Genomic DNA, 12,511 nt, shown 5'->3' with positions numbered 1-12,511 from the left:
CACTGCGAGGGAGGCGTAGAAGGCGGGTTTGCTCTTTGAACCGTCTGTACCGCGCCCGCTGCCGAAACGCCGCATTGGACTAACCTTAGCCTAACCTTCCGACACCGGTCCGAATGATTACAGCCACTTGGGCCATCGGCGGTGCCAGTCGAATCACACCGCTGGCGAGCCGGCTCCAAGCTGGTATAAGCCGCGCCACAGTATGGCGTCCGTTTCTCCCAGCACCTCCGATCTGCCCGACGACGGTCCCCCCGGTGGCCGCGTCGCGCGCCTGTGGGGACGCTGGTGGGTCAAGCTCCTCGCCGGTCTTGCACTGATCGCCGCGGTCGGGGCGTTCCTGCTGTGGCTGCTCGTCATCCGCGACCTGCCCTCGGTCGACCAGCTGCGCACCTACGAGCCGCCCCTGCCGACCAACGTGCGCGGTGCCGACGGCGTGCCCGTCCAGTCCTACGCCCGCGAGCGTCGCGTCGAGCTGTCCTACGGCGAATACCCGCCGATGCTGGTCCGCGCCTTCCTCGCCGCCGAGGACCGCACCTTCTTCGAACATCACGGCGTCGACTATCCCGGTCTCGCCGGCGCCGTCATCGACTATGCGCAGAAGTTCGGCACCGGCCGCCGCGCCAAGGGCGGCTCCACGATCACGCAGCAGGTCGCCAAGAACCTGCTGATCGGCGCCGAATACTCGCCCACGCGCAAGCTGCGCGAGGCGATTCTGGCGTGGAAGATCGAGGATACGCTGACCAAGCCACAGATCCTGGAACTCTACCTCAACCAGATCGCGCTGGGCCGCAACGCGTTCGGCGTCGAGGCGGCGAGCCACGCCTATTTCGACAAGGAACTGGCCGATCTCAGCCTCGGCCAGATGGCCTATCTGGCGATCCTGCCCAAGGGGCCGTCCAACTACGACCCTGTCCGGCATCCGGAACGCGCGATGGACCGCCGCAACTATGTGCTGCGGGAAATGCTCCGCAACGGCTTCATCACGCAGGCGCAATATTCGGCGGCCAACGCCGAGCCGCTCGGCACCATCCTGCGCCGCACCCCCAAGTTCGAGGCGCAGGGCGGGTACTTCGTCGAAGAGGTGCGCCGCCTGCTGATCGACAAGTTCGGCGAGTCGGCGAAGGATGGACCGTATAGCGTCTATTCCGGCGGCCTTTGGGTCCGCTCGTCGCTCGACACGCGGCTTCAGGATCTGGCGCAGGAGGCGCTCCGCGACGGCCTGATGCGGTTCGAGGGCGGGCGCGGCTGGTCCGGCCCGCTGCGCCATGTCGAAATCGACGGTGACAACTGGCTCCAGTCGCTGCTGAACACCAACATCGGCCTCGACTACAAGGACTGGCGCGCCGGCATCGCCATCGCCCGCGACGACGGCGGCTGGTCGATCGGCTTCTCCGACGGCACGACCGGCACGATGCCGCGCTGGGCGGCGCAAATGCCGGTCCGCGGCGGCGGCGGCAACGCGTTCGGCGCGATCGAGGCAGGCGACATCCTCGCGGTCGCACCGTCCGGCAACGACTGGGCGATCCGCTCCGTGCCGCGCGTGTCCGGCGGGTTCGTCGTGGAGGAACCGGGCACCGGGCGCGTGCTGGCGATGCAGGGCGGCTTCGATGCTCGCTTGCAGGCGTTCAACCGGGCGACGCAGGCGATGCGGCAGCCGGGATCGACGATCAAGCCGATCGTCTATTCCGCGGCGCTGGAGAACGGCATGACGCCCGCCTCGATCATCGTCGACGGCCCGTTCTGCGTCTATCAGGGTGCGCGGCTGGGGCAGAAATGCTTCCGCAACTTCGGCAATATGCGCGGCGCAGGGCCGCACACGATGCGCTGGGGCATCGAACAGTCGCGCAACCTGATGACCGTCCGCGCCGCCGCGCAGACGGGCATGCCGCGCATCGTGTCGCTGATGAAGCGGATGGGGATCGGGAACTACTCGCCCTATCTGTCCTTCGCGCTTGGTGCCGGCGAGACGACGGTGCAGCGGATGGTCAATGCCTTCTCGATCCTCGCCAATCAGGGTCGCGGCGGGCCGCCCAGCCTGATCGACTTCGTGCAGGACCGCCACGGCAAGGTGATCTTCCCGGACAACTGGCGTCCCTGCGACGGCTGCAACACGCCCGACTGGAACGGCCGCGCGATGCCGCGCCCGGCGATGCGCCAGAAGCAGGTGATCGACCCGCTGACCGCGTACCAGATGGTCCACATCACCGAGGGCGTGATTCAGCGCGGCACCGCCACGGTGCTGCGCGACCTGGATCGGCCGATGTTCGGCAAGACCGGCACCACCACCGGCCCAACCGACGTCTGGTTCATCGGCGGCACCCCGCAGTTCGTCGGCGGCCTGTACATCGGCTACGACACGCCCCGGAACCTGGGCGGGGCGGTGCAGGGCGGTACGTTCGCCGCGCCGATCTTCAAGCAATTCGCGGCGAAAGCGTATGAAGGACTGGAGAAGCTGCCGTTCCGCGCGCCCGCCGGCATCCGCATGGTCCGCATCGATCGCGGCAGCGGCAAGCCGGTGTTCGGCACCTTCCCCACCGACACCGATCCCAAGGCGTCGGTGATCTGGGAGGCGTTCAAGCCCGAAACCGAACCTCGCCGCCGCGCCCGCCGCGTCGATGCCGCGCCGACCGCCGCCCCCACCGCTACGGCGACGCAGGCACCCCGCGACAGCGATTTCTTGCAAAGGGAAGGCGGAATCTACTAGCCGCAGTTCCTATATCGCGGATGCGCCGGTTCGGCGCGTTTCCGACCCACTGGAGAGTATCAATGCGCGCCGAAGCGCAGGCCCATGTCGACAGCATCAACGACGCGCTGGCTTTGCTGCGCCGGTTCCTCGATTGGGACCGCGCACTTCGCCGGCTCGACGAGCTGAACGCGCGTGTCGAGGACCAGGCGCTCTGGAACGATCCCAAGGCCGCGCAGGAGGTGATGCGCGAGCGTCGCCGGCTGGACGAGGCGATCGGCGCGACGCGCGCGATCGAGAGCGAACTCGCCGGCACGGTCGAACTGATCGAGCTGGCCGACGCCGAAGGTGATCAGGAACTGGCCGACGAGGGCGTCACCGCACTCGCCGAGCTGGCCGCACGCGCCGATCGCGACAAGGTCAAGGCACTCTTGGCGGGCGAGGCCGACGCCAACGACACCTATATCGAGGTCAACGCTGGAGCCGGCGGCACCGAGAGCCAGGACTGGGCCGGCATGCTCAGCCGCATGTACACGCGCTGGGCCGAGCGGCACGGATTGAAGGTCGAACTCATCGATCAGCATTCGGGCGAGCAGGCGGGGATCAAGTCCGCGACGCTGCTGCTGAAGGGCGAGAACGCGTATGGCTACGCCAAGACCGAAAGCGGCGTCCACCGCCTCGTCCGCATCAGCCCCTACGACTCGGCGGCGCGGCGGCACACCTCCTTCGCCAGCGTCTGGGTCTATCCGGTGGTCGATGACAATATCGAGGTCGAGTACAACGAATCGGACTTGCGCATCGACACCTACCGCGCGTCGGGTGCCGGTGGTCAGCACATCAACACCACCGATTCGGCGGTGCGTATCACGCACATCCCGACCGGCATCGTCGTGCAGTGCCAGAACCAGCGTTCGCAGCACAAGAACAAAGCGGAGGCCTACAACCAGCTTCGCGCCCGGCTCTACGAACGCGAGCTCGCGATTCGCGAGCAGGCCGCCAATGCGGAAAATGCGACCAAGTCCGATATCGGCTGGGGTCATCAGATCCGCAGCTATGTCCTGCAACCGTATCAGATGGTGAAGGACCTGCGCACCGGCGTCACCTCGACTGCGCCCGGCGACGTGCTCGACGGCGATCTCGACGCGTTCATGGCGGCGGCGCTGTCGCAGCGCGTGACCGGCGAAGTCGCCGAAGTGGAGGACGTCGATTGATGCCGCGAGGGGTCTCGCTGTGGGATTGATCCGCGCCGCCGCTCTCCTCGCGCTGACGCTGCTGGGGGCCTGTGACGGCTCCAAGCCGCTCATCAAGCGCGAGCCGGAGCAGCCGGGGCCGTTCCCCGCCGCGGATCGGCCTGTCGCCCATATCGTCTCCAGCCGCTGGTCGAACGAAGAGGCGCGCGACCGCCTGCGTGAGGCGTCGCAGGTGATGGATCGCGCGTCCATCCGGCCGGGCATGACGGTGGCGGATATCGGCGCCGGCGAAGGCTATTACACGATCCGGCTTGCAGCGCGGGTCGGCGAGGACGGGCGTGTCCTGGCGGAGGATATCTTCGCCTCCGTCCGCGACGAGCTGGCCGAGCGCGTCGCACGGGAGCGGTTGGACAATGTCAGCGTTCGGCTGGGCACCCCCGCCGATCCGAAGCTGCCGGAGAACAGCTTCGACCGCGTGCTGCTGGTGCACATGTATCACGAGATCGAGCAGCCTTACGAATTTCTGTGGCGACTGCGCCCGTCGCTGAAGCCGGACGGGCTGGTGGTGGTGGTCGACGCCAACCGCGCGACCCAGAATCACGGGACGCCGCCAGCGCTCCTCGCCTGCGAGTTCGCCGCGGTCGGGTATCGTCAGGTTACGATGGAGAACCTGCCCTCCGCGGGTGGTTATCTCGCTTCGTTCCGACCGCAGGGGCCGCGCCCTGACCCGGAGACGATCAAGCGCTGTCAGCTATCCCCGGCAGCGGCTCCGACCGTTCAGAGATAGCCGAGCGCCGCGAAGCTCGTGGTGCCGCCATGCGCGATCACCAGATGATCGAGCAGCGTCACTCCCACTGCCGCCAGTCCACGCGCCAGCAACTGCGTCGCGTGCAGGTCGTCGGGGCTGGGCGTGCTGTCGCCGGCCGGATGATTATGCGCAAGGATTGCCAGCGTGGCGTCCATCGCCAGCGCATCGCGAGCGATTGCCCGCACCGGTATGGTCACGCTGCTGCGCAGGCCGGCGAGATGCCGGAGGCCGAGAAGCCTCCGTTCCGGAGATAAAAACGCGATTGCTGCCATCTCATTTGGTTGGTCGCGAAGGTCGGCGAAGAGGTGCAAGGCGTCTTCAAGGGTGGAAACCAGTTGGTCATGATGGTGGTCCTCGCGGCTGGGCATCGATCGAGCCTGACGCGCACCATCGTGTTCGGCTGCTCCAGATAGGTCCGTAACCGATCGGATGTGCGCTACTTGGCGAAGTGCCCGCGCGGTTCTAGGCAGCGGGGATGCGGCAATATCTCGATTTGATGGACCACGTCCTGAACCACGGATCGCGGCAGATGGACCGCACCGGCACCGGCACGCTGTCGGTGTTCGGCCACCAGATGCGGTTCGACCTCGCCGCCGGCTTTCCGGTGCTGACGACCAAGAAGCTGCACCTGCGCTCGATCATCGTCGAACTTTTATGGTTCCTGCGCGGCGACACCAACGTCCAGTGGCTGAACGATCGTCGGGTCAGCATCTGGGATGAATGGGCGGACGCGAATGGCGATCTCGGCCCCGTGTACGGCAAGCAATGGCGCGACTGGGTGTCGGCGGATGGGCGGCATATCGACCAGATCGCCGACCTCGTCCGCCAGATCCGCGAGCAACCGGCGTCGCGCCGCCAGATCGTCTCCGCCTGGAACCCCGGCGAACTGCACGCGATGGCGCTCGCACCCTGCCACTGCCTGTTCCAGACGTACGTCGCGAACGGCCGGCTGTCGTTGCAGCTCTACCAGCGGTCGGCGGACATCTTCCTCGGCGTGCCGTTCAACATCGCCAGCTATGCGCTGCTGACGCACATGCTGGCGCAGCAATGCGGGCTGGAGGTCGGGGAGTTCATCTGGACGGGCGGCGATTGCCACCTCTACCTCAACCACCTCGATCAGGCGCGCGAGCAACTGGTGCGGACACCGGGACCGCTTCCCCGGCTGGAGATCGTGCGCAAGCCCGATGCGATCGACGGATATGACTTGGAGGACTTCGTGCTCCACGATTACGTCCCGCAGGCGCACATCAAGGCGCCGGTGGCGGTCTGATGGTGACATTCCATCTCGCGCGGGCCGATAACGGAGTGATCGGGGTCGAGGGACGCTTGCCATGGCACCTGCCCGCCGACCTGAAGCGGTTCAAGGCGCAGACGCTGGGCCGTGCGATGATCATGGGGCGCAAGACGTTCGACAGCTTTCCCGCGCCGCTGCCGGGCCGTCGCCACATCGTGCTGACCCGCGATCGGAACTGGGCCGCGGCCGGCGCGGAGGTCGCGCACAGCGCTGGAAATGCGCTGGCGCTGGCAGGCGATGATGCCGCGGTGATCGGTGGAGCGGAGATTTTCGCGCTGTTCACGCCGGAACGGATCGAACTGACCGAGGTGCATTGCTCGCCGGCGGGCGACGCAGTGGTGTCGGCGTTCGCAGGCTGGCGCGAGATCGCCCGCGAGGATCATCCCGCGGAGGGCGAGCGGCCGGCGTACAGCTTTGTGACGCTGGTTGAGTGATCGCGGGATAAGCTTCCGCCAGTCGCGACTGGCCGCTCGTGAAACCCCTATCCCCGGCGCGGCACGGCCCGTATAGCGCCGCGCATGCAGCGGCTCGACGGCGGCTCGGCCATTCCGCCCCATCTCGCCGGCGGGATCGTCGCGCTCGGTAATTTCGATGGCTTTCATCTCGGCCACCAGACGGTGGTGGGAGAGGCGGTACGGCGTGCGCGGAAGGCTGGCCGCCCTGCGCTGGTGGCGACGTTCGACCCACATCCCGTGCGCCATTTCATGCCCGACGCCGCGCCGTTCCGGCTGACGACGCTCGACCAGCGCGAGCGGCTGTTCGCCGCGGCCGGCGCGGAAGCGATGGTCGTCTTCCAGTTCGACGGCGTGCTGGCCGGACTGACCGCGCAGGATTTCGTCCGCCGGTGTCTGGTCGAGGATCTGAAGGTCGGCGGCGTCGTGACCGGCGAGGATTTCACCTTCGGCAAGTCCAAGGGCGGCAATGTCGGCCTGCTCGCCGAACTGGGCCGCGATTACGGGTTCGAGGCCGCGGCCGTGGCGGCGGTGTCGCTGGACGGCGAACCGGTGTCGTCGAGCCGCATCCGCGCACATCTGAGGCTGGGCGAGGCGCGGGCGGCGGCACGCCTGCTGACGCGGCCGTTCGCGATCGAGGGCGTGGTCGAGCACGGCGACAAGGTGGGGCGGACGATCGGCTATCCGACCGCGAACCTGTCGATGGGGAAGTATATCCGCCCGGCCTACGGCATCTATGCGGTGCGCGGACGGCTGGCGGACGGGCGGATGCTGGACGGCGCGGCGAATCTGGGCATCCGGCCGCAATTCGTGCCGTTGAAGGAATTGCTGGAGCCGTTCTTCTTCGACTTCTCGGAAGACCTGTACGGACAGGCGCTTGAGGTCGAACTGATCGAATATCTGCGACCGGAAGCGATGTTCGACGGCATGGACGCGCTCATCGCGCAGATGGACGCCGATTGCGCGCGGGCACGGGAGGTTCTAGGCGCGCGGAACGCATGACCGACGCACCCAACACTCCGCGCGACTCCGCCAGGGACTATCGCGATACCGTCTTCCTGCCGAAGACCGACTTTCCGATGAAGGCGGGCCTTGCCGCCAAGGAGCCGGCGATCCTCGATCGCTGGGCGCGCATCGGCCTGTACGACCGGCTGCGACGCGAGCGGGAGGGGCGCGAGCGCTTCATCCTGCACGATGGCCCGCCCTATGCGAATGGCGACATTCACATGGGCCACGCCATGAACAAGGTGCTGAAGGACATCATCGTCCGCAGCCAGACCCTGCTCGGCAAGGATGCGCCGTACGTGCCCGGCTGGGACTGCCACGGCCTGCCGATCGAGTGGAAGGTCGAGGAAGCGTATCGCGCGAAGAAGCTGAACAAGGACGACGTGCCGGTCGACCAGTTCCGTGCCGAGTGCCGCGCCTATGCCGAGAAGTGGGTCGACGTTCAGCGCGCCGAGTTCGAGCGGCTGGGCGTGATGGGCGACTGGGCCGATCCCTATCTGACGATGAACTACGACGCGGAAGCGGCGATCGTCGGCGAGCTGCTGAAGTTCGCCGAATCGGGTCAGCTGTATCGCGGGGCAAAGCCGGTGATGTGGTCGCCCGTCGAGAAGACCGCGCTGGCCGAAGCCGAGGTCGAATACGAGGATGTCGTCTCGACCCAGATCGATGTCGGGTTCGAGATCGTCGAGGCACCGGAATATCCTCCGCTGGTCGGCGCGATCGCAGTGATCTGGACGACGACGCCGTGGACGATCCCGGTCAATCAGGCGTTGGCCTATGGTTCGGCGATCGATTATCTGGTGTTCGGCCATCAGGGCAAACGCTATCTGGTCGCGGAGCCGCTGTTGCCCGCCTTCACCAAGCGCACCGGCATCGGCATGGAATCGTTCGAGGCGCTGGCCAAGGGGCCGGTGCTGGAGGGCGCGACGGCGCGTCACCCGATGCACCATCTGGGCGGGTTCTTCGCGAGGCCGCGGCCGTTCCTCGAAGGCGATTTCGTCACGATCGATGCCGGTACGGGTCTGGTGCATATGTCGCCGGACCACGGCGAGGACGATTTCCTGCTGTGCAAGCGGCACGGCATCGATCCCGTCTTCGCGGTCGACGGCGCCGGCATGTACCGTGCGGACTGGGCGTGGCTGGGCGGGCAGGGCTCCGTCATCAACAAGAAGTTCGTGGCGGCGGACGGGCCGATCTGTTCGGACCTGCGCGAGGTCGGTGCGCTGCTTGGGGCCTCCGACGATTTCAGCCACAGCTATCCGCACTCTTGGCGGTCCAAGGCGAAGGTGATCCAGCGCGCGACGCCGCAGTGGTTCATCCCGATGGATCGCAACGCAGAGCGCGACGAGGCGGCGGACACCGCCAGCAACGGCGCGACGCTGCGGCAGGTTGCGCTGGACGCGATCGCGGCGACGCAGTGGGTGCCGGCGCGCGCCGAGAACCGCATCCGGGCGATGGTCGAGGGGCGGCCCGACTGGGTCATCAGCCGCCAGCGTGCGTGGGGCGTGCCGATCGCGCTGTACGTCCACCGCCAGACCGGCGAGTATCTGAACGACCCCGCCGTCAACGCCCGCATCGTCGCAGCGTTTCGCGAGGGCGGGGCGGATGCGTGGTTCACCGCGGATCATCAGATGCTGCTGGGCGATGCGCATGTGTTCGCCGATTACGAGCCGCAGCGCGACATCCTGGACGTGTGGTTCGATTCGGGCTGCACGCACGTCTTCACGGTCGAGGCGCGGTACGGCGCGGACGTGCGCGCGAACCTGTATCTCGAAGGGTCCGACCAGCATCGCGGCTGGTTCCAGTCGTCGTTGCTGGAAAGCTGCGGCACGCGCGGGCGCGCGCCGTACGACGCCGTGCTGACCCACGGCTTCGCCCTGGACGACAAGGGCCGCAAGATGTCCAAGTCACTGGGCAACGTCGTCGATCCGCTGAAGATCATCGGCGAAAGCGGCGCGGATATCCTGCGGATGTGGGTCGCGTCGACCGACTATTTCGACGACGTCCGCATCGGCAAGGAAGTGCTGGCGACGGCCTCCGATGCCTATCGCAAGCTGCGCAACACGTTCCGCTATCTGCTCGGCGCGCTCGACGGCTATTCGGAAACGGAAACGGTCGATGTCGCCGAGATGCCCGAACTGGAGCAGTATATCCTGCACCGGCTGGGAATGCTGGATACGGAGTTGCGCGAGGCGGCGACGGGGTATGAGTTCAACCGCTACATCCGCCTGCTGACCGACTTCGCGAACGAGGACCTGTCGGCGTTCTTCTTCGACGTGCGCAAGGACAGCCTGTATTGCGACGCGCACGACAGCGTGAAGCGGCGCAGTTACCGGACGGTGCTCGACACGCTGTTCCACGCGCTGGTCCGCTATGCTGCGCCGGTGCTGTGCTTCACCGCCGAGGAAGTGTGGCAGGCGCGCTTCCCGAGCGAGGACGGCTCGGTGCATCTGCTCGAGTGGCCGGAATTGCCGGACGTGCCCGGCGATTTGCCGCTCGGGACGCGGTGGCAGGCGGTGCGTGCGCTGCGCGTCGCCGTGACCGAGGCGATCGAGCCGCTGCGCCGCGAGAAAACGGTCCGCTCCAGCCTGGAGGCGGAGGTGACGGTGTCGTCGACGCCGTTGCCAGTGGACGAACTGGCAGAGATCTTCATCGTTGCCGCGGTGCGCGAGGCCGACGACGTGACAGTGGCACGGACCGATTATCGGAAATGCGGCCGTTGTTGGCGGCATCTGCCGGAGGTCACAGACGACGGGTCGCTGTGCGATCGCTGCGCCGGGGTGGTGGCGTGACTCGCACGCTGCCACGCGCCGCGCTGGGACTGGCGGTTGCGGTCCTGATCGTCGATCAGGTCGTGAAATACTGGGTGACCGGTCCGCTGGGGCTGAACTACCTGTCCGCCTATCGTACGATCACGTCGTTCTTCGACCTGCGCTACGTCGCCAATTGCGGCGTGTCGCTCGGGCTGTTGCACGGCGACGAGGCGTGGTGGCCGTGGGTGTTGGTCGCGCTGACCGGCGCGATCTCGATCGGCGTGTTCGTGTGGATGCTGCGCGAGACGAACAGGATCGACCAATTGGCGCTGGGTGCGGTCCTGGGCGGGGCTCTTGGTAACATCGCCGACCGGCTGTTCCGGTCACCGCGCTGCGTCGTCGACTATGCCGATCTGCACATCGGCGACTGGCGTCCCTTTTTGGTCTTCAATGTCGCCGACGTGGCGATTACGGTGGGCGTCGCGACGCTGCTGATCCGCGCGTTCCTGGTCCGCGACAAGCGCCAGCCTTCTACGGAGAGTTCCCATGCGTAAGTCCGTCATCCTCGTCGCCGGGGCCGCTGCGATCCTGTCGGGTTGCGCGGGCAAGTCGCTCGACCGGGCGCGGCCGGACGAATTCGCGGTCGCGCGTCAGGCTCCGCTGGTGATCCCGCCCGATTACGCACTGGTGCCGCCGCAGCCGGGGGCCGCCCGCCCGCAGGATGTATCGACGCAGGCGCAGACGCTGGACGCGCTGTTCGGCGGCACGGCTCCGCGTAGCGCCGCCGAGTCGGCGGTGGTCGAGGAGGCTGGTGGCGACACGGCGGAGAACGGTATCCGCTCGTCGGTCGGCGATCCCCAGACGAATGTTGTCAACAAGGGCACGACGACGCGCGACATCGTCGCTGCCCCCGCCGCCGATGGCGCGGATGCGAAGGCGACGGCGCAGTAGGATCGAGGGCGCGGTCCGTTTCGACGGTGCGGGGCTGCGGCGCTCGAGTATAATGACCTGACGTCCGTTCGCCCTGAGCCTGTCGAAGGGCATGAGTCGCATCTGTGCTTCGACAAGCTCAGCACGAACGGTTCACACCGGTGTCTCACGGCTCAATAAGACGCCGGCTTTCACCGGTGTAACGCGTTACGGGGGCGGCTTCCATGAGGGGGCCGCCCCCTGTCGTTCCGGGCCTGATGACGTGGATTCGGCCGAGGTTTTACCTTCGTTTCGGAGAAGGGCTGGGAGGGTCTCTCCACCAGCGAGGCACACGCGGCACCGCCCCACCCCCAGCCCCTCTCCCCTGAAGGGGAGGGGAAATTCAGCCAGCGTCGCCCGCTTTAGAACGCCGCGGTGAGCGAGAACAGGAAGGTGCCGTCGGCGATGTTGCCGCTGCCGTCCTGGCCGTTGCTGAAGCTGGGGCGCAGATATTCGGCGTCGCGCGCGGAGATGTCGGTGCCGACATAGGAAACGCCCAGCGTCAGGTTCTTGAACGTCGTGTCGACCCCGACCATCCAGTCGAAATACTTGCCGGTCGGCGCGACCGACGTGGCGTTGGGACCGAGCCCGCGGTTGCCGTCCGAAAAGCCGACATGGCCTTTCAGCGTGAACGGCGTGCTGGGCAGGGCGGTCGCGGCATCGACCCAGAGATACAGATTGTCCTCCTTGTCGCCCGGATCATTGTAGACGCCGGCGGCTGCATCGGCACCGGTGAAGTACCAGCGGCCGAGCGCTTCCTGCGCGGGAGCATAGGCGACGCCAGCGGTGAGCGACGCCGGCCCGATCGAGCCGGACACCTTGGCATAGGGTTCGAAGAAGTCGGTCTTATCGGCGCCGCCCGGATACATATAATAGGTGACGCCGACGTCGAGCGTCACGTCCTCGGTGGGCTTGAACTTGTAGCCGCCGATGATGTCGAGTTCGAGGTTCGCGCCGCCGAACGTGCCCCAACCGGCGAGATTCGAGCCCCAGAAGCCGCCATAGAGTCCGCTTTCATGCGCGATGGTGACGCCGGCCTGTACGGCGACATCCTCGTCGGATTGCGACACGCCGCGGAACCGGTAATCGGATACGATGGCAGCGGAACCGCTGATCGTAACGGGCGGTGGCGGGGCGGTGTCGTCCTGCGCCAGAGCGGGCGAAGCGGCGACAAGCGAAAGACCGCCAACGAGAAGGTGCGAGAAGCGCATCGTATTCCCCTTTTGGGATGAAACCGATTGCTCCGCCTGCTTCCCGGGAACGCCGCGTGTGTCCGGCCCGTCGAAAGGCCGTCTTGCGATCTAATCGCCGGGACCCGCTGACTGCCAGCCGCTGTTGCAACGCACAAGAACAATCG

At 66.9% G+C, this 12,511-nt stretch carries 11 protein-coding genes; 9 read left to right on the top strand and 2 right to left on the bottom strand.

Features of this window, described 5'->3' with window-relative positions; translation table 11 throughout:
- Nucleotides 1-202: 202 nt before the first annotated feature.
- The 3 genes from AC0CH8_RS05955 to AC0CH8_RS05945 all read left to right on the top strand — a co-directional run bounded on the left by AC0CH8_RS05955 (nucleotide 203) and on the right by AC0CH8_RS05945 (nucleotide 4,660).
- Nucleotides 203-2,704, top strand: a complete 2,502-nt coding sequence (locus AC0CH8_RS05955) for a penicillin-binding protein 1A (protein WP_465239099.1) — start codon at nucleotides 203-205, stop codon at nucleotides 2,702-2,704.
- A 62-nt stretch (nucleotides 2,705-2,766) separates the two neighbouring features.
- A complete protein-coding gene (gene prfB, locus AC0CH8_RS05950; protein ID WP_465239098.1) occupies nucleotides 2,767-3,894 on the top strand; it encodes a peptide chain release factor 2 in 1,128 nt (375 codons plus the stop codon).
- Between the two features lie 19 nt (nucleotides 3,895-3,913).
- Nucleotides 3,914-4,660 carry a class I SAM-dependent methyltransferase gene (locus tag AC0CH8_RS05945; protein ID WP_465239097.1) on the top strand — a complete coding sequence of 249 codons (747 nt, stop codon included), beginning with the start codon at nucleotides 3,914-3,916 and terminating at the stop codon, nucleotides 4,658-4,660.
- On the opposite strand, the gene AC0CH8_RS05940 is transcribed toward AC0CH8_RS05945, so the two are convergent.
- On the bottom strand, nucleotides 4,651-5,049 hold the full coding sequence (locus AC0CH8_RS05940) for a JAB domain-containing protein (RefSeq protein WP_465239096.1): 399 nt from the start codon (nucleotides 5,047-5,049) through the stop codon (nucleotides 4,651-4,653). The two genes, AC0CH8_RS05945 and AC0CH8_RS05940, sit on opposite strands and share 10 nt — an antisense overlap.
- Before the next feature lie 107 nt (nucleotides 5,050-5,156).
- Here AC0CH8_RS05940 and AC0CH8_RS05935 point away from each other — a divergent pair, with 107 nt between their 5' ends.
- The 6 genes from AC0CH8_RS05935 to AC0CH8_RS05910 all read left to right on the top strand — a co-directional run bounded on the left by AC0CH8_RS05935 (nucleotide 5,157) and on the right by AC0CH8_RS05910 (nucleotide 11,136).
- Nucleotides 5,157-5,951: a thymidylate synthase gene (locus AC0CH8_RS05935; protein ID WP_465239095.1), complete on the top strand. Its 795-nt coding sequence runs from the start codon at nucleotides 5,157-5,159 to the stop codon at nucleotides 5,949-5,951.
- On the top strand, nucleotides 5,951-6,409 hold the full coding sequence (locus AC0CH8_RS05930; RefSeq protein WP_465239094.1) for a dihydrofolate reductase: 459 nt from the start codon (nucleotides 5,951-5,953) through the stop codon (nucleotides 6,407-6,409). Before AC0CH8_RS05935 ends, AC0CH8_RS05930 begins: the two co-directional genes overlap by 1 nt.
- An 84-nt stretch (nucleotides 6,410-6,493) precedes the next feature.
- Nucleotides 6,494-7,429 (top strand): bifunctional riboflavin kinase/FAD synthetase, encoded by a 936-nt coding sequence (locus AC0CH8_RS05925; RefSeq protein WP_465239093.1) that lies wholly within the window; start codon nucleotides 6,494-6,496, stop codon nucleotides 7,427-7,429.
- On the top strand, nucleotides 7,426-10,224 hold the full coding sequence (gene ileS, locus AC0CH8_RS05920) for an isoleucine--tRNA ligase (protein ID WP_465239092.1): 2,799 nt from the start codon (nucleotides 7,426-7,428) through the stop codon (nucleotides 10,222-10,224). The genes AC0CH8_RS05925 and ileS overlap by 4 nt, the downstream gene beginning before the upstream one ends.
- Nucleotides 10,221-10,739, top strand: a complete 519-nt coding sequence (lspA, locus tag AC0CH8_RS05915; protein WP_204195499.1) for a signal peptidase II — start codon at nucleotides 10,221-10,223, stop codon at nucleotides 10,737-10,739. The genes ileS and lspA overlap by 4 nt, the downstream gene beginning before the upstream one ends.
- On the top strand, nucleotides 10,732-11,136 hold the full coding sequence (locus AC0CH8_RS05910; protein ID WP_465239091.1) for a DUF3035 domain-containing protein: 405 nt from the start codon (nucleotides 10,732-10,734) through the stop codon (nucleotides 11,134-11,136). The genes lspA and AC0CH8_RS05910 overlap by 8 nt, the downstream gene beginning before the upstream one ends.
- Nucleotides 11,137-11,516: 380 nt before the next feature.
- On the opposite strand, the gene AC0CH8_RS05905 is transcribed toward AC0CH8_RS05910, so the two are convergent.
- Nucleotides 11,517-12,365 (bottom strand): TorF family putative porin, encoded by an 849-nt coding sequence (locus tag AC0CH8_RS05905; protein WP_465239090.1) that lies wholly within the window; start codon nucleotides 12,363-12,365, stop codon nucleotides 11,517-11,519.
- Nucleotides 12,366-12,511 lie beyond the last annotated feature (146 nt).

It is taken from the genome of Sphingomonas sp. AC435 (assembly GCF_979253005.1).
The sequence above is the reverse complement of the archived record's forward strand: the minus strand, read 5'-3'. Positions and strand labels throughout refer to the sequence as shown.